The following is a 25,051-nucleotide window of genomic DNA, read 5'->3' as shown; positions in this document are numbered from 1 at the left end:
ATACCTTTGAGAGGGCGTGATTTTCATGTCTGCCTGAAGAAATATCCCGCTTATTTTAGATGGAGAAGCTTTCCAGCATTCTATTAATTGATGATGACAAGACGACTAATTTTCTCAACCGCCTGTTGCTGGAAGACTTACAAGTAGCGCATCAGGTTTTAGTGGCCGAGAATGGGCAGCAGGCCCTGCACATTATGACACAGGGCCAGCAGCAGAGCCGTCCGGCCCTCATTCTGCTTGATGTGAACATGCCGGTCATGAATGGCTTCGAGTTTTTGGAAGCCTACGCCACCTTGGAAGAGGCCTACCGGCAATCCATCATCTTGGTTATGCTCACTACCTCATTGCATCCGCGCGATATTGCCCGCCTCCAGGAGCTGCCCATTCAGGGTTTCTTAAGCAAGCCCCTCACCAAGCAAATGGTGCAAGAGTTATTGCAGACGCATTTTCAGCGGGTGTTACCAGATTAGTAGTCAATAGCAGAATAAGCAATACACAGAGGGCAACAGCAACAAAGGGAGACGCGACACTTCGCGTCTCCCTTTGTTGCTGTTGTTCGATTGACCTCTCCGGGCCAGGCGCTCCAACGTAGTCGTTTAGCGCCAAGACGCGAAGTGTTGCGTCTCTACATTGTATGCTAGGTCAATATACCCAGCAACTCCCGTAGTACGGGCAGCACCCGCAGGCCACGTTCCAGGTCGAAATCGGCTTCCAGTGCGGCTTGGGGCGCGGCTCCACCTACGGCCAGGGCTAGTACCTGCTGGCGCTCAGGTTGGCTGAAGTCGGCGAAGGAGCGGCGGAGCAGGGGCACTGTTTCTTGGAAAACCGCTTCATCAAGGCCAGAAAGCCACTCGTCCAGCAAGTCAAACAGCACCCGGTTGTGGATGAGCAGCAGGCCGCTGCCTCGCAGGAAACCTTCAATCCATGCGGTGGCGTAGTCGGTGGGTTGGGCTGGGGCCAGCGCTAGGCCTAGCAGGGTGGCTGTTTCCTCGGGTGCTAATTGTTGGGTGTCGAAGAGCAGGCGAGCTGCCACGCCGGCTAGTAGGCCACTGCTGGCCGGCTGCCGGCTAATGATATGCAGGGCCGCGTACCAATGAGCCTGCTGGTCTTCGTTGGGGAGCAGGCGAATGGCTTGGTGGGCGGCTTCGAGGCGCTCCAGCAACTGACTGGCGGCATCACGGTCGAGGCCGGTGCAAGCCAGGGGGAGCGAAATGCACAGGCGCGGCACCAAGTGGTGAACCACGTGCGCCACTTGGGCCGTTTCGGTACGACGCACGTTGCCGTAGCGCAGCACGTTTACCAGCGGGGGCAGGGCTGAAAGTAGGTGGGCTACGTCGCGGGTGCCGGCGCTGAGGGCTTCGAGGCGGGCCACCAGTGCGGGCAGGGCCGGGGCCAGGTCGGCGCGGAGGGCTTCTTCCAGCAACTGGCTGACCTGGCCTAGGTCGGTGGCCTGCTCGGCGCGATGATTGGCTGCGCCGCTAGCGGCACTCAAAATGGTGTTGCCCCAGCGGCCGGCTTCCAGTATGCCCAGGACCATTTCGGGGCGCCACTGCAGTTCCCATACCTCATGGAAGGTGCCACTCTTGCCCTGCACTTGTTGGGGCTTGCCCCACCGGATGCTGAGTAGCTGCAGGCGGTGCAGCAAGTGGCTGCGGCTTAGGTCGAGGTCTTTGCGCAGGTCGAGGGCCAGGGTTTTGGACGTGGCTTCGGGCTTCAGGCGTAGCGCCTTTTGCTGCTGGGCTAGGTCTTGCTGCAGGGGCGAGGCTGGCAGCTCTTCAGGCACTTCGCCCAGGGCTTCCCCCACCACCAGCTGCTGATGCACCAGCTCCAGGGCCTCGGCGTAGCCACCCCCGAAGATGCTCACCGCGGCTTCCTCCAGCTCCTCAATACCGGGCAGGGCTAGCCCGCGCACGGCGGCCAGCGTCTCCGCCAGGCGCACCCCCTCAATAGCATGCGCCGACGAGGCATCCATCTGCTGGGCACGCAGCAGGTGGGCGGCGCGCACCATCCAGTGCGTTACCACCCGGTCGTGGGGCTCCGCGAACAGCAGCTCGTACCAGGCCGGCGAGAGTACCCCCGCGCCGTACCCCGATTGGAAAGCCAGGCGCTCATAGGTCCAAGGCACCCAGGTGGCTTCAGTGGGCGCTTTCTTCAACCCCTTCAGGCGAGCTTTGTCTTCCTTGGCGTAGCGCGGCAACTCCTCCAGGCGCAGCACCGGTGCGTGCCAGGCCCCGCACACCACCGCCACCCGCTGGTAGCCCTGCTTGAGGGAGGCGCGCATGGTTTCGCGCATGTAGGCCTCCCGCAGTAAGGTTTCTTCCGATTCAGGCTGGGCCAGCTCTTCCCGCAGGGCCGTCATCGTGTGCAGTACCACCTCAAATGTATCGGCGTGGCCGGCGCTGTGCTCAATGCGAGCTTCCCACCACCGCTCCCCATCGGTGTACCCATCGAGGCGGGCGAGGTGGGCAATGGGGTCGTGGCGGAGGGGAACCTCACCCCCTAGCCCCCTCTCCTCAGGGAGAGGGGGGACTTGTTCTAGGGTTTCTAGATCAGCTTCTGGCTTTTCTGGACCAGTCGGGTTATCGGCAACTTGGTCGTCTGCTTTAGAACTAGTGGCTGGTTCCCCCTCTCCCTGAGGAGAGGGGGCTAGGGGGTGAGGTTGCATTTCAACGGTATCCGGCAAGGCAAACCGCAGCGTCATTGGCAGATCGAAGCAGCGCAGGTGGGCGCCATGCTGCTGGCACCACTGCGCCGCCTGCCACTCCGGCGAGAAGTGCGCAAAAGGAAAGAAGCTGGCCTGGGCATGCTGCTTGGGGTTATAAATCAGCAATGCCACGGGCGGCTTCAGCTCCGGATTGGAAGCCAGCGCCAGGGCTTTCTCCCCATCAGCGGGGCACTCCATCAGTACCAAATCGGGCTGAAACGCATCCAGCGCCTTCAAGAGGCTGGCGGTGCTGCCAGGGCCGTGGTGGCGGATGCCGTATAGGCGCAGGTCAGTGGGCATAGGTTAAAATAGGCTTATTATAGGAGCTTTGGTATTCGCGCCTTTCTGATAGCAGCCGCTGATATCACTTGGTATCTGTTGCCATATATGTTCAGGAATTCTGGGAATAATCACCTAAAACAAGAGCAGCTGTTCCAAATAATAAGCTGCTATCAGCAGCATCAACCAAAAAAGCCACTGGTAAGATTGGCGCGATGGGGCTGACGGAGAAACTGTGCTAAGCTTAGGTGGGGCCTGCACCTCCATTGCTGCCCGAATGGCCTTGAGCCTTTCCGCCATATTACCAGCATCATCATCGTACTGCCGCCGGTATTCTAGCAATTCATCAATGCTGACAGCTTCCAACTCATCTGTGTCATTCCAGAAATAGCTATGCCAGCCAGGAATATAAAAGAAGGAACCCTCCTCCCCGCTGATGTACGTGTTCAGGCACTGCGCTATCTGCATGCCTTTTAGGTGTCGGCTCATTTCAAGGTCTTCTTGGCCGAAATAATGCAGGGCATTGCTGTGGGCGCAACCTCGTTCATCGAGCCAGAACAATGGCTCCCAATGCTGATGGTTCTCGTTGTAGAACTCTATCTCTCGGTTGCTAGGCTTACCACTGAGGCGGGTGCCTTCTAGTTTGCGCACACACGCTTCCCATTCAGCAGCTTTAATAGGTAACTCGTGCATTAGGTCGGCACCTAACCGGCTTAATGTGATAGAATAAGACATCGTTCTTTACTCTACCACCTCCCGGCAGGCCCGGTACAAGTCCTTCCACCCGTCGCGCTCTTTTACTACGGTTTCCAGGTACTCCAGCCATACCACGCGGTCTTGCACGGGGTCTTTGATGACGGCGCCGGTGAGGCCGGCGGCGAGGTCGGCGGCTTGCAGGGTGCCGTCGCCGAAGTAGGCGGCCAGGGCTAGGCCACTGTTGAGCACCGAAATGGCCTCACCGGTGCTGAGGGTGCCGCTCGGGCTCTTGAGCTTGGTTTTGCCGTTCTCCGTCACACCGGAGCGCAACTCCCGGAAGACGGTCACGAGGCGGCTGATTTGCTCCAGGGCCGTGATGGTGGGTGGCAGCTGTAGGGCCCGGCCGGTTTTCTCCACGCGGGAGTGGACAATCTGCACTTCCTCGGCCACGGAGGTAGGTAGGGGCAGCACCACGGTGTTGAAACGGCGGCGCAGGGCGCTGCTCAGCTCGTTTACGCCCTTGTCGCGGTCGTTGGCAGTGGCAATTACGTTGAAGCCGCGGGTGGCTTGGATTTCGGTAGCCAGCTCGGGCACGGGCAATACCTTTTCGGAGAGGACGGTGATGAGCGTGTCCTGCACGTCGGAGGGGATGCGGGTGAGCTCTTCTACCCGGACCAGGGCGCCTTCCTGCATGCCTTTGAGCAGGGGTGAGGGCACAAGGGCCGCCGCGGAGGGGCCTTCGGCAATGAGGCGGGCGTAATTCCAGGAGTAGCGGATGGCATCTTCACTGGTGCCGGCCGTGCCCTGAATCAGCAGGTTGGAGTGCCCACTGATGGCGGCAGTCAGGTGCTCCGAAACCCAGCTTTTGGCCGTGCCGGGTACGCCCAGCAGCAGCAGGGCGCGGTCGGTGGCCAGGGTAGCCACGGCAATTTCCATTAGGCGCCGCTGCCCAATGTACTTGGGCTCAATCTCGAATCCATTGTCCAGCTTGCCACCCAGCAGGTAGGTGACCACGGCCCAGGGCGAGAGCTGCCAGTTCGGCGGCTTCGGGCGGTCGTCAATGGAAGCCAGAGCGGCGAGTTCATCGGCGTATTGCACCTCTACGTGGGGGCGCAGCACTTCGGAGGTAGACTTGTGTGACATAGGAGCACGTAAGCTAGGCGGGTGAGAGCAAGAAATGAAGGAAGAAACCTGGCGGGAGGTTAGTCTAGGCCAGGTGGCTCAGTAAGGGCCTCCGTAAGCTGCTGGCGGAAATGGAGCGTGCTGAGCAGACGGGAAAGACTGTTATGGACGTAAGGCACGTCATGCAGGAGTGGCTCCAGGCTACGGGCGCAAAGGACGTACTGGCTAGCCGGCACCACCTGGGCCATATGCTCGAATAGCTGACTGGCGGCGTAATGCATGCGGTGCAACTGCTCAGGCCGAACGAGTGCCTCAAGCAGCACTTCTACAACCCGGCGCGTCAGGGTTTCCGACCACGGAGCGGAGCCCTGCAGAAGCACGGGTAGCCAGCGCACCTCAGGGCTGAAGTTTGGAGCAGCTGCCAGTAGGGGCAAAAGCAGGCTGGTGAATTGGGCAGGGGAGAGTTGGGCCATCAGCCTCCCAAGAGCCTGTAGAGGGGGCAGCTTCCGGGGCTTCTCGTAAAGCCATTCTAATAGGGCAGCGGCCCAGCTGGCATCCTGGTGCAAAATGGCCGCCTCGGCCCAGCCACTAATGAGCAGCGCCCCCCACTCTGTATTGGCTGCCAGGTCTAGCAGTTTAGGAGTAGTGAGCCGGAAGTGGGTTGTCCAGCGCTGGGGCGGAATGAGGGACAGCATCTGGCCTAGCAAAGTAGCCCGGTCGCCTTGAAAACGGCTGTCGTGCTGCTCAAGACCATCGGCCAACCAGGTTTTTTCCCAGGGCTGGTCTGGAAGCTCTACCACCAGCTTCTTGGTGAGGAGAGAGGTTTTTAACCGAATAAGTGGCTCAGCGCGCTGCCACACCCGCTCAAGCAGCCTACTGCCCGGCACCTTCGCCAACAGGGGGCGCACCACGAGTCGCACATCCTTGTTTTTTGACGCGAGATACTGCTCCAGCAACGGCATGTCGTTGGCCGACAGCCCTGTACGCAGGGTTTCCAGCAAGTGGACCTGGTTTTTGGCGGGTTCCTGTGGAAGAACTGCCGCCAGCAGCTCCCGCGCCTGAACTGGCGCGGTGCTCCGGAGCTGACTCAGAAAGGAAGCTCGCTCGGCGGTGGTGCCCGTTTCCCAGGTGGTACTAGCAGGCGTAGCGTTAGTGCTTACCAGCATAGGCAGCCAACCCGGGTGCTGCTTTGCCAGCCAGGTACCCCGCTCACCCAGCACCTGCGCGGCGGGACCGTGCAGCTCGCGGCGGGTGCGGGCCAGCTCCAGCAAAGGCACCAGCAGCGCATGCGGTACCCGCCGGCCCTGGGTATACATGTCTTCTAGAAAGCCAACAAGCAACGTTTGGTGCGTGCCCTCTAGCAGCTGCTGTAGCAACTGCGCGCCCTGGGTACCAAGCGGCGGGGCAGTATCGGGGGGGGCTGGTGCTGCGCCCGGAGTTGCTACTGGGGCCGGCACAAAGTGGTAGCCTGCTTTGCGCACCAGTGATAAGGCCCCAGCCGCCGCCAGAGCCTGTTTTTCTCGGTGGTCGGGGTCGGTGGGTGCGGCGGGCAACGTCAGGCCACCAGTCGGCAGAGCATCGGGAATCTGGCGGGTTCCTAGCAAGGCCACGCGCAGCAGCCGCTGCCAGTCGGCGCTGGGTTGCACGGTTGGGCCTGGGGAAGTGGTGGAATGAGGCTCCGGCATAATCAGGCAGAGAAAGGAGCGGTAAGGGGACTAGGCCAGTGGGCAAGCGGACGCAGGGCGGCCCCCGTCCATTCGCCAAATACCGTGAGCGGATAGCCACCACTCACCGCGCGCAACTGCCAGCCATGAAGCTCATCGCAGGCCAGAGGCATGAGGATGTCGTTGAGCTTAGGGGGCGCGGTAGGGGCCGGTAGGCCAGTAGGAACGCTGGAGGCATCAGGAATGACAGATGCAGAGGCTTTAGCAGGTGCAGCGGCGGCCGGAAACTGAAGTGCCCAGGCACCGGTGGTGGTTTGTAGTGGCACCCCGCCGCTCAGCAGCACTGGCAGCTCTTGCAGCCACGGCAGCTGGGCTAGCCCGGCCGCGTAAGCCTCCAGCAACTCATCGGGCGTGGTGCTGCCTACTGGGGCCAGGGTGCTGGTGCCCACAAAAGTGAGCTCACCGGGTACTGCCCGCAGCGGAAACAGGCTTGGGTAAAATGTTACGCTGCCAGCAAAGCGGCCCTCTGGTACCAGGGACGTAGTGAAAGCCTGACCTCCAAAGGAAAACTCTACCACCAGGGCATAGCGGCTGGTTGTTTGGCCCTGCAACCAGGAACGGCGCACCAGCAGGCGCTCCTCCTGCGTGGTAGTCTGACTTAATACCAGCCACTGATCAGTAACGGCGGGCTGCGTGGCGAGAACTTCTTCTTTTTTGCTAGTCACGCCAAGTTGCTGCAGCACTTCTCGGCGGGTTTCAGCAGGCAACTGCCCTAGGTTGCGGGTGGTGCGGGTTAGCAGGTACAGTTCCCCTACCTGGCCTAGCAGTAGCTCCGGCCAGGTGGGGCCTTGGTGGCGCAGACTGGGCAGCTCGCGCAGTACGGCGGCTAGCCCCGGCAATTGATTATCAACCAGCCGCGCCGCCTGGTTTTCCCAGAAGCTGAGCGGCTGACTTTCGGCCGTAGCTAGCCCGGCCCGCATAAGATCTGCTAGCCAGGTTTCCAGCTCTTCAGCGCCCTGCTGCATTCGGCTCAGGCGTTGTGCCTCTCGTTTCTGGCGTGCTAGCTCAGCATCGGCGGTGGTGGCAGGAGCCAGGCTGGGTGCAGCCAGTAAAGTCTCTTCCGGCGCAGTTTGTACGGCCTTTTTGCCTTGCGTTTGCTGGCGCTTATGTAGCCACTCCTGCAGCCAGGGCGGTGGAGTGGTACCGCTGAGCAGCTGGGGCTGGCGAGCCAGCAGCAGGAGCAGGGCGGCGCCGTGCTTGCACGGAAATACCCGGCTGGGGCAGGAGCACTTAAAAGCAGGCTCCGTGAGGTCGAGGCCGGTTTGATAGGGCTTGCTGCCGCTGCCTTTGCACTCACCCCATGCAGCAGTGGCGGTCTGGCCCAGGTGGCTCCAGTTCGTGGGGGCGGCAAGCTCCTGGCCGCGTTTAAGCGTGCCAGCATCAGTAATAAGGGCGCGGGCCTGTGCTTCGGTCCAGGTCAATTGCTTACAACATTACGCCTGTGATATAGCAGGCCGGATACCGCGGCAAAGTAGTAGTTCAGGCCGGAAATTCCTTACCGCAATCGGCACATTTGTGGAGAGTAGTGCCGGCGTAAAACACGCGTTTCCACCAGGGCAACTGCCGCAGCAGGAGGTGGTTTTGCGAGTCGCACCTGGGGCAGCGCAAGGCTGGCGGCGCGGCTCGCTGCTTCGCAAAGGCCTGCAGCAGCTCCTGAGCATCATTCACGGCATATTCCTCAATCAGAAGCTGGTAATACATGCCGTCGCCGAAAGGAAAAGTAGGCGGGCCACAGGTTTTTACCAGGGCCTCAATTTCAAGCGCCCGGAGTTGGGAATAGAGCACAACTGCCTCGCGGTAAGTCAGAAATTCGGCAGCGGTAACTAGCATTACTGATTAATTTTCAGGTCACAATTGAAGCATAAATCTACTGGCGTACGCCAAGCGTGCTAAGTGAAATGGCGTCCTTTTCGAATTCAACAATAAATATTCGATAGACTTTATGTTTGTGAACTGGCCTACTGCCGGGGCGTTGGCATGTCACAAATGCGAAGGGTTCTTCCTTTACACCTACGCTCAAAAGTTGTCTCTTTGAAAAGAGTTCTTAACTTCTGCCTCCCGTGCTAAAGCTACGCTGTGTCACCTGGCAGTTGCTACTCTTGCACTTTTTTGGAGACCTAGCTGAGTGACTGGTTCTTCATCTCAAAAAGCCCCTTTCTGCAAAAAGGGGCTTTTTAATGACCTCTGGTGTAGATAGCAGCCACATTTTAGAACCAGGCTGACTGTAAGCATATTACTTGCGGCGCCGGGGGGGCGGGGTTGCCAATCTGCTACGGAGCTTAAGCACATAAGCCAGCAGGGCAATAGACAGTACGGCCAAGCCGGCGGCCAGCAGCTCGCGACTGGTGCGGGCCTGCGTGGCTTCAGCGGCAGATGCTTGTACGTCCTGAAGCTTTTTCTCCCGCTGCTTGTCGCGCAGCTGCAGGTTGGCAATTTCGTTCTCCAGGTCGTAGAAGCGCTGGCGGGTACTGGTTTGGTCTGTTTGAGCCACTGTTACTTGCTGCTTGGCCTGCTGGTTCTCGGCCACAATGGCGGCCGTGCGGCGCTGCGTGGCGTCCTGTACGGCCCGCACAATTTCAGTATCCTTCCTGATAATGCCTTTCAGAGCATCTACCACCTCCTGGAGGTCTTTTTTGCTGGGCTTATTGGCCAGGAATGCATTTCGCTGGGCATTAGCCGCTTCGTACTGACGGATCAGGGTTTCACGTTCCTGAATCAGCCGGGGCAGCGGATCGGGGCTGGGGGCCGGGGTTTGGGCACCACTGAGGAAAGGCAGAAACAGGAAAGCGGCAGCAAGCAGGCGGGAGTGCATCATAGTCGCAAAGAAACGATGAAGTAGCCGAGCAGGATACATTTCCCTGTGGCTGCAGCCCTATCGGCAGCCCTAGGCCACTCCGGCTCAATGGCTGCGCAGAATAGGCGAGTATCAGCCGCAGAGGCGGCACAACCAGAGCCATTCACCAATTGGTGCGGGCTGTCTTAGAAATCGGCAGTTTATCATTCACCTGGCCTATTTCCGGTTGCATGGTAGCAAACCCTGCGGCACTTGCTTCTTAAGCTAGCTTGGAGCAACAGCCAGAGTGGCCTGAAAAGTCGGGTATGTTAGTACATGAAATGCAACAAGGTTAGAATTAGTTGAAGTATTTGGATAATAGGAGGTTAGGTGAAGCAAGGGCTAACTCGTGATAATAAAACTAAATGCGGTTGTTTAAAAGTTTAGCTCTATATTTTGCCATGCCTATCTGCTGTAAATCAGCTATATAACAAGTTTTTCATCGCTGAATCATAATTGCGTTTTGACGTTATGAGTGAGCCAGGAAAAAATTGAATATAACAAGGTGGATGGTCAGTTCATTAACTCACTTACTTGCACGCTTATGTCCATTTCTACCAAGCACCACGACGTAATTAATGTTGAAGTAGTCAGACAGCTTTTGCACCACAATCAGGAGGAGCAGTTGCTGACGGGCTTGTATCAGAAATTGCAGGGAATTAGCTGCCCTGAGCACGGCACGCTGCCGCAGCTGCAGCTTATTCCCGAACCAGGAGGCTACTCCGTTGATTTAGTAAATGACTGCTGTCCGGCCTTTACGGATATGTGCTCAGCCAAAATTCAGTAAACCCAAGCCATACTCAAACCAGCCCCACCTCTCAGGTTGGGGCTGGTTTGCGTTTATACCCTATCCATTGCCCTGCTATTTTCGGCAGCTGGTGGGTAATGTTGATGGTAACGGCCACTGCGCTGGGCAGTGGAGCAGCATGGTGCATGTTCGGTCTGCGTGTCCCATATCAGGAAAGCCCTTGCAGTGTTATTCGGGCCTCGGCTTGACAGTAGCAGCTTAAAGCCGGGTAGGGGTGCCTGTCAGGGAGGCTTCCTATACCGCCGACTCAGATTAGCAGTGCCGCCCCAGAAAAGGAGGGAGGTGCTATGTTGGGAAATACTTGCTCAGGCTCCTGAATATGACCAGCTTACTCTTAAGCTAGGTTACAACGAGGGCGGAGGCCTCCAGAGTAGCAGGCTCAATTAGTTGTGCGGGTTGCTTAGCTCAGAGTTATATGGATATTCTTCGTCGTCATTGTGTTTCTACGTACGGTGCTGCCGGGCCGCCCCTGCTTTTTGGCCATGGCTTTGGCACTGACCAGCAAGCCTGGCGCTACGTAGCACCAGCATTTGCCGCCCGGCACCAGGTAGTACTGTTTGATTTGGTAGGGGCCGGCCGCTCCGATGTCTCGGCATATGATTTTGCCCGCTACCAAACCCTTGATGGCTACGTGGGGGATTTACTGGAGCTAATCCGCACGTTGAAGCTCCCTAAAGTGGTGTATGTAGGCCACTCAGTGAGTGGCATAATCGGGGTGCTGGCGGCCATTCAGGAGCCTGAGCTGTTTGAGCGGCTGGTGCTGGTGGCGGCTTCTCCGTGCTACCTGAACGATGGCGACTACCGGGGCGGCTATGACGCTGCGGACTTAGAAGAGGTGCTGGGATTCCTCGACCGGGACTACCGCGGGTGGTCACACGCCATGGTTCCCAATCTAGTGGGTGGAGATATGCGGGCGGAGCTGGTTGAGGAAGTGCTCCAGAGCTTTGTGGAGGTTAAGCCAACCATTGCCCGGCAATTTGCGCGTGCCGCCTTCCTCTCTGACTATCGCGCCGAGCTCTCAAAGGTGCAGGTGCCAGCGCTGGTGGTGCAGTGCGCGCAGGATACCGTGGCCCCTTCTGAGGTAGGCCAGTACCTGCATGCGCACCTTGCCGGAAGCCAATTGGAAATTCTGAACACCACGGGGCATTACCCGCACCTGAACGCGCCGGTAGCCACTATTTCCTCGTTAGAGCGGTACTTGGCTTCTGCCTAGGCCACTCTGGCGGCGTCCTGCGTCGCCCGGGTAAATTCTGTGTCTTTGCGGATAATGTGTAAGTAACAGCATCCTGTTTGCATTGGGGACAAAACCAACCCTAAAAGCAGGAATGTGTTTGGCTATCTGAATGCTTCGAGGGGACCCCAAGGTCAGGATATCAGTTACCGGAGATTGGGAAGCTGCTTGTCCATTCCAGACCCCTAATGGCACTGTAGAAGGTATGGCTGTACTAAATGTCTAGGAAATTACGTGGGCTGACAACCCCCAGTTGATGATTGTATATATCGATAACTGCGATAAAGGCACTCTCGCTGCCCCTCCAGGGCTTACACTTAATACGTCTTAATCAAGCAAATTAACAGCGAAAACCGGCCATTACTTACTAATACATAATGGGTCGTTCGTTTGTATGCCTACCCGCCGAGGGCTGGCACTGGCTGCCGGATTTCCTTGGGGCGGTGCTTATAGAAGGCAAGAATCAGGATGGGCAGCAGGGTGAGTTCGGCTACTACGCCAAAGAGCAGCGTGAGCCCGATGAGCAAGCCAACGTAGAAGGTGCCATCGAAGGAAGAGAAGATGAGCGTGGAGAAACCGCCTACCAGAATGAGGGAGGTGACAATAACGGCTTTACCAGCCATGAGATAGGTTTTGCGTACTGCTTTAAACAGGCTGCGTTCCTTCAAAAGCGTGAGTTTGAGTTTGCTGATGAAGTGGATAGTATCATCAACGGCAATACCAAAGGCAATGGTAAAGATGATACTGGTACTCACCTTCATGTGCACGCCCGCCAGGCCCATCACGCCCGCCACAATCAGAATGGGCACCAGGTTGGGAATAAGCACTACCAGCGTCATGCGCAGGCTCCGGAACAGGGCCAGCACAATGAGCGTGACCATTACGATATCAATGCTCATCCCGGTAATCATATTCAGGGTGAGGTTCTCATTGTTCTTGTCGATGAGGTTGGCCGAGCCGGTGAGGCGGGTTTGCAGTACGGTAGAGTCGGAGTGCTGGCGCAGGAACTGGCGCAGGTCGGCGTTGAGCTTATCGGCTCTGATGCTGCCTACGTCGGGCATGCGGCCGGTTAGGCGGCCCTCGGAGGCATCAGGCAGCACGAGGGCCCGAAACTCTGGCTTCTTGCGGAACAGCTTAATTCGGGAAACCAGGCGTTTCAGCTCCGCATCGGAGTCGGGTAGGCGGTATTCTTCGAGTAAGCCACCATTGAAGGCCTTGCGCACTGATTTCACCAGCGTAACCGGTGAGGCCACGAAGCTGAGGCCGTACTCCTGGGTGAGGTAGCTCTCAATCTGCTCGGTCTGGCGCAGCACCTGCAGGTCGTAGATAGAGCGGCCGGGAGCGGGTTTAAGGTCGAGCTCGAAGGGGCGCACGCCGGCGAAGTGGTCTTCGAAAAACCGGAAATCCAGCTTCACGGGGTCGTTTTTGGAGAGGTCGTCGAGCAGGGCCGAGTTGATGCGTATGCGCGAGGCCGAGGCCACCGAACCAATCAGGAGCAGGGCACTAATGGCCACTACCCACTGGCGGCGGGCCAGCACCGTCCGGAACATGCGGCCCAGCACCCCGTCCCAGCTGTGGCCCTCCTCGCGCGGAATCCGCAGCTGAGGCTTGCGCAGCAGCATGAGCATGGCCGGCAGCAGCGTAAAGCTCAGCACGAAGGTGAGCAGTACCGAGATACCCGTAAACAGCCCGAAGTTGTAAATCGGGCGGATGGTGCTGGTCATCAGGGTGAAAAAGCCAATGCTTGTGGTAAGGGCCGAAAGCCCCGAACCAAAGCCCGACTCTTTGAGCGTAATCAGCAGCGAATCGCGCTTGGAAGTGCCGTAGCCCAGCTCCGTAACGTAGCGCGTAATGATGTGGATGGTATCCGACATGCCCACCACAAACAGCATCACCGGCAGCAGGGCCGTCATCAGGTCAATGCTTACCCCGCACGCCGACATCAGCCCCAGACCCCATAGAATTGCGCCCAGCACTACCACCAACGGCAGCACCACGCCCCACCACGTCCGGAAGGTAAACCACAAGAGCCCCGTCACGAGCACCACCGACAGCGACATAAACACCATCAGCTCCCGCTGCAGCCGATCCACGAACACCGACTGTGCCACCAGCTTACCGGCCAAATGATAATCGGCTTCGGCAACGCCCTGACGGCTTAGCTCAGTGCGCACCGCGGTCAAGAGCGAGTCGCCGGGGGGCTTGCTGAGGTTGGGGGAAGTTTGCAGCAGGATGGTAACGGCGCGGGCATCCTGGGCGATGAGGTTGCCCACGAGGCCCAGCGTGCGGTACACCAGCGCCGAATCCTGGGCGCGGCGCGCGGGTTCCTCGGGGTGGAGGTAGGGGATGTTGAATACGCCCAGTCCCTCAACCACAGGGTTGGTAGCGTTAGTGGGTGAGGTAACGTGCACCACGTGCGGCCGGGCCTGAATGAAGCGCGTGAGAGAGTCAACGCGGGTCAGGAACTGCGGCTCAAATACGGTGCGCCCGGCCGGGGCCTCCAGGCCTAGCAGCACGTAATCGTTGTCGTTGCCGAACCGGCCGGAGTACTGCTGGTAATAGTCCAGATCAGGGTCGCCGGCGGGGTAGAAATCGTTGAAGTTGTAGTTGAAGCGCAGCTGCGCCACGAAGTACACGCTCACGGCCGATAGCAGGGCCAGGACGAGCAGAATACTATAACTGAGTTTGCGGAGGGGCATAAGCGGGGGCGCGGGTCCGGCGGGGCGCAATGGAAAAGTGGCCTAGGCCAGGTGTAACAACCGGGGCTTCTCGTCAGATTAGTAGGCCGTGGTTCAGGCCAAGAATGTTATCTTAGAGTCGGCCGTAAGCCAACCCTCAATTTCCCGCTTTTGTTTCCCCTTATTCCTGTACTAATATGAAAAACGTACTGCTCGCCCTGTCGCTGTTTGCTTTTGTAGGTTCTGCCGCGGCCCATGAGGGACACAACGGTGACAAAACCAAGAAAGGCAAGAAAGAAGTCAGCTCTACCGGCTGCTCAATGGACAAGAAAATGGCGGCTGGCGGCTCCTGCTGCATGAAGAAAGGCGCCAAAACCGCTGCCGTAACTCCCTCACCAGCGCCCGTGAAGTCTTTGTAAATATCAGATAAACGCATAGCAGAGCCACCCTTCATCTAGGAGGGTGGCTCTGCTATTACTGCCTGTTCTTTTACTGTAGGTACAAGTGCCAAGCTTCGACGTAGTTACTCACATCTAAGCTCTACCAAGAGTATGTATACACTGGCGCTAACTACTTGAGAGTGACACATAGCGAGAAGTACTGTAAACTAATGTGCCAATGACCTGCATAGAGGCTATTCCATTATCTTGATATGAGAAATTGCTTCTCTTTGCTTCTGGTAGCCTTTTCATGTATTGTGAAACGAGGAATGGCGCAAACGACCTATAACCGTTGGGAGGCCCGACCGGTGGCTCGGGCCAAGCCTCAGCAGACTAAGATGCAGCAGGACTCTATGCGAGCTGCTTTATTTTGGTCAAAAACGCCATTGCTCAAGCGAGGTATAGGCCAGCGCTTTGAGCGTAAGCAGCTTATTCCAGAAGACAATACTTATTTTAGTTACATAGCACGCATGATTAGCTTTCCTGTGGAAGCCATGCGTGCTATGACGGAGGGTACGGTTACCATGCGTTTGACAATAGATGCTGCAGGCAGGGTAGTGGATAGCAAACTCGTGGAAAGCACAATCCCCACGGGAGCAGCGGGTGAGGCCAGTATGGTGCAACAGGCTCAATGTGTTCTACGGCAAGTACGCTTTGAACCTTCTACAGGAGGTAGTGAGGAGGTGTTGAGAGTTTCGTACGCTGTAAACTAAAATTCGCTACGAGAACTCATGGGCGTTTTGGCCCAATCCTACGACTAGGCCACTCCATCGCCTCCCAACTGCGCCAGCCGCACCTTAATCTCTGCTAGGCGAGCCTGTGTTTCAGCTTCGCGGCGGGCAATGGCGGTGCGCGTCCAGAAGCGATGGGCGCTGAGGAACTTCACCTGAATCTCGTACCAGTGCTGCTCGTCGCGCACCATGTCGCGGGCTTGCCACTCCTCGCGCAGGGTTTGGCTGATAGTCCAGAAATCGGGGCGGCCCAGGTAATCTAGGTCGGCGTCGCAGAGGATTTGGGCCAGGTGCAGGTCGTCGGGGTTCTGGGGTACTTGGGTAGCCATAATCATGCGGCAGATCAGCTCAACCTCGCTGGGTGAGTAGTCCATGTCAGGCAATATTTCCCGGGCCAGTTCGCAGCTGGCGGACTCGTGGCCCTGGTAGGTGGTCATGAAGCCGGCATCGTGGTAGAGGGCGGCCGTGCGGAGCAGCGCAAGGTCGTCGGGGTCAGTTACGCCCTCAGCGGCGGCCAGCGACTCGGCCTGGGCTACTACATCAAGGGTGTGATGTACGCCGTGGTAGGCCAGGGTGGGCGAGAGGTGCTGGCGCAGCTGGTCAAGCACGTAGGTTTCGGCGCGTTGAGAGTCCATGGGGTGGGCAGATTGAGTAGGGAGGTGTAATTACAGGAAAAAACCCGTGCCATGCCGGGCTAGGCCACTATCTTGCGTCTTCTCATTTTAGTTGTTGAGGGGTGAGGGCTGCTTGTTATTGGTTGGTTGCTAGTTTTCAAACCATCTCCAGCACCAGCAAACCATTTCCCCCTCCGCAACCAGCAATCAATTACTAAGAATGACACTACTTGAACGCTGGCAGCAACTGCTGGGCATTCGGCCCGATGAGGGGCGCACGGTGGGGCTGTTCTTCCTGCACAACTTCCTGCTGGGTATCGGCACCATTCTGGTCTACGTATCAGCCAACGTAATTCTGCTCGAAAACAACCCGGAGCGCAACCTGCCCCTGGCCTACGGTGTGGCGGCGCTGCTCATGATTGGGGCCGGCAAGGTGTATGCCCATTATGAGCATCACCTGGGCCTGCAGCGGGTGGCAGTACGGGTGTTGCTGGCCGTGGTAGCCCTCACGGGCGTGCTGGGGGTGCTAGTAGCAGTAGGCCACTCCGTGGCGGCGGCCGTGGCCATTATGGCCGGCTACCGAGTTATTTATCTGCTAACTAACCTAGAGTTCTGGGGCGTGTCGGCGGTGGTGTTTGATGTGCGCCAAAGCCGCCGCCTGTTCAGCGTAATCAGCTCCGGCGACATGCCCGCCAAGGCCCTGGGTGCCGTGCTGGCCATCCTGATTCATCATCACACTGATTTACTTTGGCTGCTGCTCACCGCGTTTGGGGCTTACCTGGGCGCTCTGCTGGTGCTGCAGGCTACTGGCCGTTCCCACGTAGTGGAGGCCCGCTCAGCCGCCCGGGCCCAGCGTACCACGGCCGTAACACCGGGCTTGCAGCGCTGGTTTGGCAGCAGCCGCTTGGTGCTGACCATGTGTTTGAGCATGCTGGCCATTGCAGCCGTTACAACGGGTATTGAGTTTTCCTTCTTCGTCAACGTTAAGCACCGCTTTCACGACCAATCAGAGGTGATGCGCTACGTGGGCAGCGTGCTAGCTCTCACGTATTTGCTGGCCCTGGTATTTAAGCTGCTGCTCACCAGCCAAACGCTCGACCGCATGGGGTTCCGGGGTACGCTGCTGGCGTTGCCTGGTACGGTGCTGGTAGGCCTAGGCCTGTATGCCGTACTGCAAACCACCGGCTCCGACGACAGCCTGATGCTATATTTCTGCGGCCTGTTTCTGGCCCTGGAGGTGCTGCGCCGGGCCGTGTTTGACCCGGTTTTCCTGATTCTGTTTCAGCCGCTGCCCGCTACTGAGCGCCTGCAGGCCCATACCCTGGCAAAAGGCGTGTATGAACCCCTGGGTATGGCGCTGGCCGGCCTGCTGCTGTTTGCTTTGCACACCCGGCCTGAGTTCAGTGAGCAGCTTACCTTCGGCTGGATGGCTGTGCTGGCGCTGTTGGCTCTGGTGCTGCTTTACCGCACCTACGGGCATTACCTGGCGGAGCTGCAGCACGCAGTGAGCCGCCGCTTTGCGCCCGTTGAAGAGCCCGGCACTCCGGTAAACGGCCACGCGGCGGCCGGTAGCGCAAAGGACCAGGTAGTGCCTGACTCAGCAGGAATACAGGCCCTGATCATGGGGTTAACGGATAAAGCCACCCGGCCCCACGCCACTGATCAGCTCCTGCAACTGGGAGCAGCTGCCCTGCCGGAGCTCACCAGCACCCTGCGCACCAGCCCTGATGAAGCGCTGATTCGGCGGGTGGCTCAGCTCTGCGGCCACGTGCCGCAACCCGCAAGCCGGGAGGCTCTGGTGGAGCTGGCCCGGCAACCTAACCTGTTCCGGCGCGAGGCAGCCCTGCGGGCGTTGCGCAACTTTGAGCCACGGCCTGCCGATGCGGCCGTGTTTCAGGGGCTGGTGCAGGAGGAGATGCGGCTGGCCCAGCAGCTATTGCTAGGCCAGGCCGCCACGGCTAACCCGGGGTTGCAGGCTAGCCTGGAGTATGAGCTGACGCGGGTACAGCAGCGCCTGTTTGGGCTGTTGCTGCAGCTCTATCCGCCCCAGATTATTGCCGATGCCCAGCGGGGTGTTGCACACGCCGCCCGGGAGCGGCAGGCCAACGCCCTCGAAATGCTCGATAACCTGATTCCCAGGCCACTGTACCAAGGCTTGCAAACCTTGCTTGATGTGGTGCCAGTAGCCGAAAAGGTGCGCCGGTTTGATGCCCTGCTGGGGCCAGTTGCCGGTGGCGCCTCCATAGTACCCAGCATTGTGGAGCGCGGCGAGGTGGCCTACACCGATTGGACCATCAGTAGGGCCCTAGACCAGTGGCGGCCCACGCCCTACACCGTAGGCCAGGTGTTGCCGCTGCTGCACAGTGCTAACCCCCTCATTCAGCAAAGTGCCACCGCTACCTTAGAGCGCTTTGGCCATAATGCCCCGAAGATTATCAGCATCTGCTAGAAGCACATCCTCACGTACTTTCCCTACTTATGAGCCACCACGCCACCACGTCCCGCATCTCGGCCACGGAGCGGGTTGCCCTCCTGAAAAACACCGCTCTGTTTGCTGAAACCCCCGAAAACGTGCTCAGCAGCATTGTGCCCATCATGAAGGAGGTGGCCTTTCAGGAGGGGGAGCAAATCTTCGCCAAGGGCGACCTAGGTACTTCCTTGTTTATTGTGCAGGAAGGGGAAGTTCACATCTTCAGCGGCACGCAGCAGCTAGCCACCTTCCGCCCCGGCGACTTCTTCGGCGAGCTGGCCCTGCTGGATGCTGAGCCCCGCTCGGCCTCGGCAGTGGCTCACGGCGCTGTAGTTACTTTCCGCCTCGACCAGGAAGATTTCTATGACGTGATGGAAGAACGGGGCGAGGTGCTGCGCAATATTTTGCGCGTGCTTTGCCAACGCCTGCGCCGCCAAAATGAAAAAATGCAGCTGCCTCAATAGGGAAGCCTGTGCCTTGGTGTGCAGCGGGCAGACAGGCCTGATAGCTTGGTGTTTATCCTTTCTGCGGCCCCGGTTTCCGGGGTAGTTAAGCTCAACAGGCAACCAACAGCTGCTAAACAAAGCGGGGGCTGGTTGCTTGTTTGGCGTATAGCCAGGTTCCTGGATGCCTACAAGGCTAGTTGGGAACCACCGTTAGCAACCCTACCGGCAGGGCTACACAAGCGCACTAAACACCAGAATTTATATGAATAAGATTGCATTAGTAGTAGGCGCTAGCGGCATTATTGGAAGCAACCTGGCTCAGGAGCTACTTGCCAATGGCTGGACCACCTATGGCCTCGCCCGCAGACCCAGCACCGATATTCCCGGCCTCCAGCCCGTAGCCGCCGACTTGCTTGAGGTTGCCGGTCTGGAAACCGCTCTGCAAGACCTGGCCCCGACCCACGTGTTTATCACGAGCTGGATGCGCAACGACACCGAGGCGGAAAATATCCGGGTGAACAGTGCCATGGTGCGCAACCTGCTCACGGTGCTGGCTCCTAAACATTCCGTGCAGCACGTGGCGCTGGTAACCGGGCTTAAGCACTACCTGGGGCCATTTGAGGCCTATGCGAAGGAAGGAGTGCTGCCCCCCACGCCCTTGCGCGAGGAGCAGCCCCGCCTGCCCGTTGAGAACTTCTACTACGCTCAGGAAGATGAAGTGTACGCCGCCGCTGAGCGTGATGGGTTTACCTGGAGCATTCACCGCCCCCACACCATTATCGGTAAAGCCGTTGGCAATCAGATGAACCTGGGTACCACCCTGGCCGTGTACGCCAGTATCTGCAAGGAAACCGGCCGGCCGTTCCGCTGGCCCGGTTCAAAAGCGCAGTGGGAAGGCCTCTCCGATGTAACTGATGCCCGCGTAATTGCCAAGCAGCTTGTGTGGGCCGCTACCACCGAGGCCGCCAAGAATGAAGCCTATAACATTGTAAACGGCGACGTATTTCGCTGGAGCTGGCTGTGGGGCAAGATTGCCGACTGGTTTGGCGTAGAGGCTGTGGGCTTTGATGGAACTATTCACCCACTGGAAGCGGAGATGGCGCAGTATTCTGATGTGTGGCGCGATATTGCCACCCGCCACCAGCTAACGGAACCCAACCTGGACCGCCTGGCTTCTCCCTGGCACACTGATCTTGACCTGGGCCGGCCCATTGAAGTAATGACCGACATGGCCAACAGCCGCCAGCGGGGCTTCGCCGTGTATCAGCGCACCGAGGAATCCTTCTTTGATCTGTTTAAGCAGTTGCGCCACGACCGACTACTACCCTAGATTACGTACTATACAACGCCAAAAAGCCCCTCAGCCTGTGCATCTGCATAGCTGAGGGGCTTTTGGGTACTGGCTGCACAGCGGCTAGGCCACTACTTCATAAATCATAACGGGCTGCACCTTATTCTTCAGCGTGACTTCCTTGATTGGGCGACACTGAAACGACTCTTTTACCCGCTCATAGGTGGCCTCCGTGATGATGATCTGACCGGGCAGAGCGGCCGCCTGCAGGCGCTGGCTCACGTTTACGGTGTCGCCAATAACGGTGTAGTCGAGGCGCTTGAGGGAGGCCGAGCCAATATTACCGGATACCATTTCACCAGTGTTTACCCCAATGCTCACCTGGGGCTGATAGGGTTTCCCATCGGGCAGGGTGTGCTGGTTGCTGTGCACCACGTTGCGCACCGCCAGCGCCGCATCAATGGCGCGGTCGAGGTGGAAGTCGCCCCGGAACACGGCCATTACGGCGTCGCCCATAAACTTGTCTACGTAGCCGCCCTGGGCAATTATCTCTTTCACCATCTGGTCGAAGTAGGTGTTGAGCATACCCACCACTTCAGCCGGCGGCAGCACCTCCGACAGCGACGTAAACCCGCAGATATCCATAAAGACCACGGTGGCCTCTACGGTTTCGCTGGCCATGAGCTTGTTCTCAAAGCCGGGCCGACCCATGAAATTGAGCACCGTTTCATCCACGTACATCTTCAGGATGTTGTTTTCCTGAATGGCCTGCAGCGTTTCGCGCAGCTGGCGCACCTGCTTGGCAGTTTTCTCCATGGTCAGCTCCAGATCCTGAAAATCTACGGGCTTGCACACGAAGTCAAATGCCCCCCGGTTCATGGCCGTCCGGATGTTCTCCATGTCACCGTAGGCTGATACCATTACGGTTTTCACAATGGGGTTGGCCTCCGGCATTTTGCTGAGCAGGGTCAGGCCATCCATCACCGGCATATTAATGTCGGAGAGTATGATGTCCAGGTCGGGGTTGGCCTGCACCGAATCCAGCGCCTCCTGGCCGTTGCTGGCAAACACAAATTCGTACACGTTTTCCCGGATCTTGCGCCGGAACTTCTGCTTGATGAGCAGCTCCAGGTCTGCTTCATCATCCACTACCAGTATTTTAGTTTTCATAGCTCGAGAGCGAGGTCAGTTTTTCTTTGAGGGCCGCAAAGTCAACGGGCTTGGTCAGGAAATCATTCGCCCCAAGCTGCATGGCCTGCTGATAGCTCTCCTCGTCGCCGTAGGCCGTGATCATCATCACCTGCGGCGGGGCGGGCGGAGGAGAGGTGTATTGCTGTTTAATGTGCTTGAGGAGCTCTAGGCCACTCATGCCCGGCATGTTGATGTCTGACAGAATCAGTACTACCTCCGAGGCATGATCATGCAGGTAGGCCAGGGCATCCTCGCCGGAGTAGGCGAAGGAAAAGGAGAATTGCCCACTCCGTATTTCCCGACGGAAGCGCTGCTCAAACAACGTACGCACGTCGGTTTCATCATCTACAACCAATATCTTCATCGTTTACAAATCTAGGTGAAATAGGATGTGGAGAAGGAAAAACCAGAAACAAGCCTGAGCCACCCGCCACTGCTGCGCTTATCTGTCGGCTCAGGCCGACTCCGGGCTATCGGCGCGGGGAAGCGTGATGACAAATTCAGTGCCTTCACCCTCCGTGGTTTCTACGGTAAGCGTGCCGTTATGGCCCTTCGTTACAATGTCGTAGCTCAGGGAGAGGCCTAGGCCTGTGCCCTCACCGGTAGGCTTGGTGGTAAAGAAGGGTTGGAAAATTTTCTTCTGCACGGCCTCTGGTATACCCGTGCCGTTATCGCGCACCCGCACCTGCACATCGCCGTCGGGCTGGTGGTGGGTGGTTACGCTCACGGTGGGGGTGTAGCCATCAGGGCAGTGCTCTTTCCGCTTCTGCACGGCGTAAAAGGCATTGGTAAACAGGTTGAGGAGCACGCGGCCCAGATCCTGCGAAACCGCCTGAATGGTACCCAGCTCCGGATCGAAGTTGGTGACGAGGGTGGCGTTGAATGATTTGTCTTTGGCCCGCAGGCCATGGTAGGCCAGGCGCAGGTACTCATCGGCCAGCACGTTAAGGTCTACGGGTTGCCGCTCGCCGGTACTGGCCCGGCTATGCTCCAGCATGCCCCGCACAATGCTGGCGGCCCGCTGCCCGTGGTGGGTAATTTTCTGCAGGTTCTGTTTTAGATCTATCAGCAGCTCAGCTTCCAGCTCCGGGTCGCGGTCGGGGCGTTGGCGCTCCTCTTCCAGCTCATCAATCAGCTCCGCCGATACATCGGAGAAGTTGGTGACGAAGTTGAGCGGGTTTTGAATTTCGTGAGCAATGCCCGCCGTCAGCTCTCCCAAAGAGGCCATTTTCTCGCTCTGGATGAGCTGGGTCTGCGTAATCCGGAGCTCTGTGAGGGCCTCGCGCAGCTCCTCCGCTTGCTGGGTGAGCGTGGCCGTACGCTCGCTCACCAGCCGTTCCAGCTCTACATTCTGGGCCTCAATGAGGCGTTTGGCCTTTTCTTCTTGCTCGCGCAGCAGGCGCTCTTTTTCTAGCTGCTTCTTCTGGTTGCGGGCAATCAGCAGAAACGTAAACAGCCAGATGAGGGCAAAGCCTTGTGAGGTGCCAAAGGCATCATCGTACTCCTTCAGCCAGGCACTATTAGTAAGGGCCAGCTCCAGCTCAAGGGCTGAGTACAACGTGTAAGGCAACAGGGCCAGCAGCACCGTGCGCGCCGGGCGGTACTGCTGCAGCCGCAGCAGTACCACTACTATGGCTCCTAGTACCAGCAGCAGGTATATCTCATCCAGCTGATCAGTCTGCCACTTCAGCACCAACGCCACCAGATATAGAATCACGCCGGGCACCCAGATCATGTTCAGCGCCCTATTACTATGGGGCAGCCGGGTATCAAGGTCAAAAAAGCGCCGCATCGCTCGCACAATCAGCATAGCGATGGGGATAGTAAAGAAAATGGTAGTGTTAACGCTCATAAGCAGAAGCTAGTCAGGCGCGGCGGGAATAGGGAGTGGGAGACTTGATGCCATTCGGGCAACTAGCTGGCTTAGGTCAGCTAGTTGCCTTGGAGAGACAGAAAATTAGTTTTTTTCAGCACCCTTTTCACCTTTCTTGCTTCCCCAACCTTTGGGCAGGTCAATGGTGAATTCAACGGTAGGGTTGCTGGTGCGCGTCTTGCGCCCTGAAGTCAGGGTTTTGAGCTTATCGGGGTGGCTGGAAAAGAGGGCTCGGGCGTAATCACTCATTACCGCTACCGCCGTGGGTAGCGTAACCTGCACCGTTAGCTGCTGCTGGGCAGGTGCCGCTGGCGCCCTCCCTGGTGGTGACTGCGCATGGCCGCTGCTGGCCATAAACAGTAGCACTGTAAGCAGGAACGTAGATTTAGAAATATTCATCGAATAATAATTAATGGCCTAAAGATGCCATTATAAAGTAGTTTCTAAAAAGCTTTTGTCCAGCTTGTGAGGCTAGGTCACCAGAATACCTCATGGCATAAGGCCCCCGGGGCTCTGCTAGCCGGCCCTCTGCCGCCGGGCCAGCTGGTGCAGCCGCCAGGTTTTCCTATTTTTGGGCTACTACTAGTGAGAACTGGCGGTTGCCGGCAGTTTCCATTGCTTTTCTAGTTTACACCCATGCGCCAATACCTCGACCTCGTTCGCCATATTCTTGACCACGGCACGCAGAAAACTGACCGCACCGGCACGGGCACGCTTTCAGTATTTGGCCACCAGATGCGGTTTAATCTGCAGGAGGGCTTTCCGCTGGTTACTACCAAAAAAGTACACCTGCGTAGTATTATTCACGAGTTGCTGTGGTTCCTGCGCGGCGATACCAACATTGCCTACCTCAAGGAGCACGGCGTGAGCATCTGGGATGAGTGGGCGGATGAAAACGGCGAGCTGGGGCCCGTGTACGGCCGGCAGTGGCGCGCCTGGCCCGACGGCCACGGTGGCACCATTGACCAAATCAGCGAGGTGGTGCGCCAGCTGCGGGAACAGCCTGACTCGCGCCGCATCCTCATCTCGGCTTGGAATGTGGCCGACTTGCCCCTGATGAAGCTGCAGCCTTGCCACGCGCTGGTGCAGTTTTACGTAGCCGATGGGCGGTTGTCGTGCCAGCTGTACCAGCGCTCCGCCGACGTGTTTTTGGGCGTGCCTTTCAATATTGCCAGCTACGCCCTGCTCACGCTCATGCTAGCGCAGGTAAGTGGCCTAGAGCCCGGTGAGTTCATCTGGACCGGCGGCGACACCCATCTGTACAGCAACCACCTGGAGCAGGCCCGCCTGCAATTGACCCGGGAGCCGCGCCCATTGCCCCAGATGCGCCTAAACCCTGCTGTGCAAGACATTTTCCGCTTTCAGTACGAAGATTTTACCCTGGAGAATTACGAACCCCATCCTGGTATTAAGGCCCCCGTGGCCGTATAAAGCAGGCTCAGTTTCTTTCAACGCCCCGCGCCCACTACGCACGCCTTCCGGACACGTAGTGGGTGCGGGGCGTTGGCATTACACTAACTACCTAACAACAGGAAAGACTAAGCCAATAGCAACTGAAACTGGATTGGCAGCGCTATGAAGTAACCAGCCGGTAGGTTTTGCTGCTTATGGAGTAAGACACGGCTTATAAAGCCTCGTTTGCTAAAGCAGACTGATATGTGAAAGGACTTACACATACTACAGACTGTTCAGGTAGCTTAGTAATATGTACCAACATGCTTGTATGGGGGTTTTTGTCTTTTCTAAAGATCACCGCAAGTGACGTTAATGCATGCATCGATGAAGATGCCCGGAAATTTGCTATTAGCAGTTGCAGCGGGATGCTGTATGTTAGATATAATAAAGTTAAAATTGTATTATTAATAAAATTTAGCTGAATTTAACATGGCGTATTTGGTTTCATAACGCTGTAATGCAAAT

The 25,051-nt window shown here is 57.8% G+C and carries 22 protein-coding genes; 9 read left to right on the top strand and 13 right to left on the bottom strand.

The features are described from left to right. Nucleotides 1-59: 59 nt before the first annotated feature. Complete coding sequence (locus HMJ29_RS18075; RefSeq protein WP_171592809.1) at nt 60-470, top strand: response regulator; 411 nt, start codon at nt 60-62, stop codon at nt 468-470. A gap of 167 nt (nt 471-637) precedes the next feature. On the opposite strand, the gene HMJ29_RS18070 is transcribed toward HMJ29_RS18075, so the two are convergent. From HMJ29_RS18070 to HMJ29_RS18040, 7 genes are all read right to left on the bottom strand, one after another. After that, on the bottom strand, nt 638-3,004 hold the full coding sequence (locus HMJ29_RS18070; RefSeq protein WP_171592808.1) for a DUF5682 family protein: 2,367 nt from the start codon (nt 3,002-3,004) through the stop codon (nt 638-640). Nucleotides 3,005-3,118: 114 nt separating this feature from the next. Further along, nucleotides 3,119-3,676 carry a hypothetical protein gene (locus HMJ29_RS18065; RefSeq protein ID WP_171592807.1) on the bottom strand — a complete coding sequence of 186 codons (558 nt, stop codon included), beginning with the start codon at nt 3,674-3,676 and terminating at the stop codon, nt 3,119-3,121. A gap of 48 nt (nt 3,677-3,724) precedes the next feature. Continuing rightward, nucleotides 3,725-4,822 carry an ATP-binding protein gene (locus HMJ29_RS18060; RefSeq protein WP_171592806.1) on the bottom strand — a complete coding sequence of 366 codons (1,098 nt, stop codon included), beginning with the start codon at nt 4,820-4,822 and terminating at the stop codon, nt 3,725-3,727. Nucleotides 4,823-4,881: 59 nt separating this feature from the next. Further along, nucleotides 4,882-6,486: a DUF5691 domain-containing protein gene (locus tag HMJ29_RS18055; RefSeq protein WP_171592805.1), complete on the bottom strand. Its 1,605-nt coding sequence runs from the start codon at nt 6,484-6,486 to the stop codon at nt 4,882-4,884. A gap of 2 nt (nt 6,487-6,488) precedes the next feature. Continuing rightward, complete coding sequence (locus HMJ29_RS18050; RefSeq protein WP_171592804.1) at nt 6,489-7,946, bottom strand: SWIM zinc finger family protein; 1,458 nt, start codon at nt 7,944-7,946, stop codon at nt 6,489-6,491. A 58-nt stretch (nt 7,947-8,004) separates the two neighbouring features. Continuing rightward, the gene (locus HMJ29_RS18045; RefSeq protein WP_171592803.1) at nt 8,005-8,355 is read right to left on the bottom strand and encodes a hypothetical protein; all 351 of its coding nucleotides are present in this window, start codon (nt 8,353-8,355) and stop codon (nt 8,005-8,007) included. A 403-nt stretch (nt 8,356-8,758) separates the two neighbouring features. Then, the gene (locus HMJ29_RS18040; RefSeq protein WP_171592802.1) at nt 8,759-9,340 is read right to left on the bottom strand and encodes a hypothetical protein; all 582 of its coding nucleotides are present in this window, start codon (nt 9,338-9,340) and stop codon (nt 8,759-8,761) included. Between the two features lie 562 nt (nt 9,341-9,902). Here HMJ29_RS18040 and HMJ29_RS18035 point away from each other — a divergent pair. Together HMJ29_RS18035 and HMJ29_RS18030 are read left to right on the top strand one after the other, a co-directional pair. Further along, nucleotides 9,903-10,145, top strand: coding sequence for a hypothetical protein (locus HMJ29_RS18035; protein ID WP_171592801.1), 243 nt, complete (start codon nt 9,903-9,905; stop codon nt 10,143-10,145). Nucleotides 10,146-10,581: 436 nt separating this feature from the next. Then, nucleotides 10,582-11,379, top strand: a complete 798-nt coding sequence (locus tag HMJ29_RS18030) for an alpha/beta fold hydrolase (RefSeq protein WP_171592800.1) — start codon at nt 10,582-10,584, stop codon at nt 11,377-11,379. A gap of 416 nt (nt 11,380-11,795) precedes the next feature. On the opposite strand, the gene HMJ29_RS18025 is transcribed toward HMJ29_RS18030, so the two are convergent. Further along, the gene (locus tag HMJ29_RS18025; RefSeq protein WP_171592799.1) at nt 11,796-14,096 is read right to left on the bottom strand and encodes an efflux RND transporter permease subunit; all 2,301 of its coding nucleotides are present in this window, start codon (nt 14,094-14,096) and stop codon (nt 11,796-11,798) included. A gap of 176 nt (nt 14,097-14,272) precedes the next feature. Here HMJ29_RS18025 and HMJ29_RS18020 point away from each other — a divergent pair, with 176 nt between their 5' ends. Continuing rightward, on the top strand, nt 14,273-14,494 hold the full coding sequence (locus HMJ29_RS18020) for a hypothetical protein (RefSeq protein ID WP_171592798.1): 222 nt from the start codon (nt 14,273-14,275) through the stop codon (nt 14,492-14,494). Between the two features lie 233 nt (nt 14,495-14,727). Next, nucleotides 14,728-15,228 (top strand): energy transducer TonB, encoded by a 501-nt coding sequence (locus tag HMJ29_RS20745; protein WP_366670727.1) that lies wholly within the window; start codon nt 14,728-14,730, stop codon nt 15,226-15,228. 44 nt (nt 15,229-15,272) lie between these two features. Here the strand turns inward: HMJ29_RS20745 and HMJ29_RS18010 are convergent, their stop codons facing one another. Beyond that, nucleotides 15,273-15,881 carry an HD domain-containing protein gene (locus HMJ29_RS18010; RefSeq protein WP_171592796.1) on the bottom strand — a complete coding sequence of 203 codons (609 nt, stop codon included), beginning with the start codon at nt 15,879-15,881 and terminating at the stop codon, nt 15,273-15,275. A 199-nt stretch (nt 15,882-16,080) separates the two neighbouring features. Between HMJ29_RS18010 and HMJ29_RS18005 the strand changes: the two genes are divergently transcribed. From HMJ29_RS18005 to HMJ29_RS17995, 3 genes are all read left to right on the top strand, one after another. Then, nucleotides 16,081-18,309 (top strand): hypothetical protein, encoded by a 2,229-nt coding sequence (locus tag HMJ29_RS18005; RefSeq protein WP_171592795.1) that lies wholly within the window; start codon nt 16,081-16,083, stop codon nt 18,307-18,309. A gap of 29 nt (nt 18,310-18,338) precedes the next feature. Continuing rightward, nucleotides 18,339-18,794, top strand: coding sequence for a Crp/Fnr family transcriptional regulator (locus HMJ29_RS18000; protein ID WP_171592794.1), 456 nt, complete (start codon nt 18,339-18,341; stop codon nt 18,792-18,794). A 244-nt stretch (nt 18,795-19,038) separates the two neighbouring features. Further along, complete coding sequence (locus tag HMJ29_RS17995; protein ID WP_171592793.1) at nt 19,039-20,106, top strand: SDR family oxidoreductase; 1,068 nt, start codon at nt 19,039-19,041, stop codon at nt 20,104-20,106. Between the two features lie 84 nt (nt 20,107-20,190). Here HMJ29_RS17995 and HMJ29_RS17990 read toward each other — a convergent pair whose 3' ends face one another. From HMJ29_RS17990 to HMJ29_RS17975, 4 genes are all read right to left on the bottom strand, one after another. After that, nucleotides 20,191-21,237: an adenylate/guanylate cyclase domain-containing protein gene (locus HMJ29_RS17990; protein ID WP_171592792.1), complete on the bottom strand. Its 1,047-nt coding sequence runs from the start codon at nt 21,235-21,237 to the stop codon at nt 20,191-20,193. Next, nucleotides 21,227-21,622, bottom strand: coding sequence for a response regulator (locus HMJ29_RS17985; RefSeq protein WP_171592791.1), 396 nt, complete (start codon nt 21,620-21,622; stop codon nt 21,227-21,229). The genes HMJ29_RS17990 and HMJ29_RS17985 overlap by 11 nt, the downstream gene beginning before the upstream one ends. A gap of 90 nt (nt 21,623-21,712) precedes the next feature. Then, nucleotides 21,713-23,110 carry an ATP-binding protein gene (locus HMJ29_RS17980; protein WP_244679075.1) on the bottom strand — a complete coding sequence of 466 codons (1,398 nt, stop codon included), beginning with the start codon at nt 23,108-23,110 and terminating at the stop codon, nt 21,713-21,715. A gap of 105 nt (nt 23,111-23,215) precedes the next feature. Continuing rightward, nucleotides 23,216-23,530, bottom strand: coding sequence for a hypothetical protein (locus HMJ29_RS17975; protein ID WP_171592790.1), 315 nt, complete (start codon nt 23,528-23,530; stop codon nt 23,216-23,218). 237 nt (nt 23,531-23,767) lie between these two features. Here HMJ29_RS17975 and HMJ29_RS17970 point away from each other — a divergent pair, with 237 nt between their 5' ends. Beyond that, nucleotides 23,768-24,562 (top strand): thymidylate synthase, encoded by a 795-nt coding sequence (locus tag HMJ29_RS17970; protein WP_171592789.1) that lies wholly within the window; start codon nt 23,768-23,770, stop codon nt 24,560-24,562. The last annotated feature ends 489 nt before the right edge of the window (nt 24,563-25,051 follow it).

The organism is Hymenobacter taeanensis (assembly GCF_013137895.1).
Classification (GTDB): domain Bacteria; phylum Bacteroidota; class Bacteroidia; order Cytophagales; family Hymenobacteraceae; genus Hymenobacter; species Hymenobacter taeanensis.
Note: the sequence above shows the minus strand (reverse complement) of the source record. Positions and strands in the feature narration are given on the sequence as shown.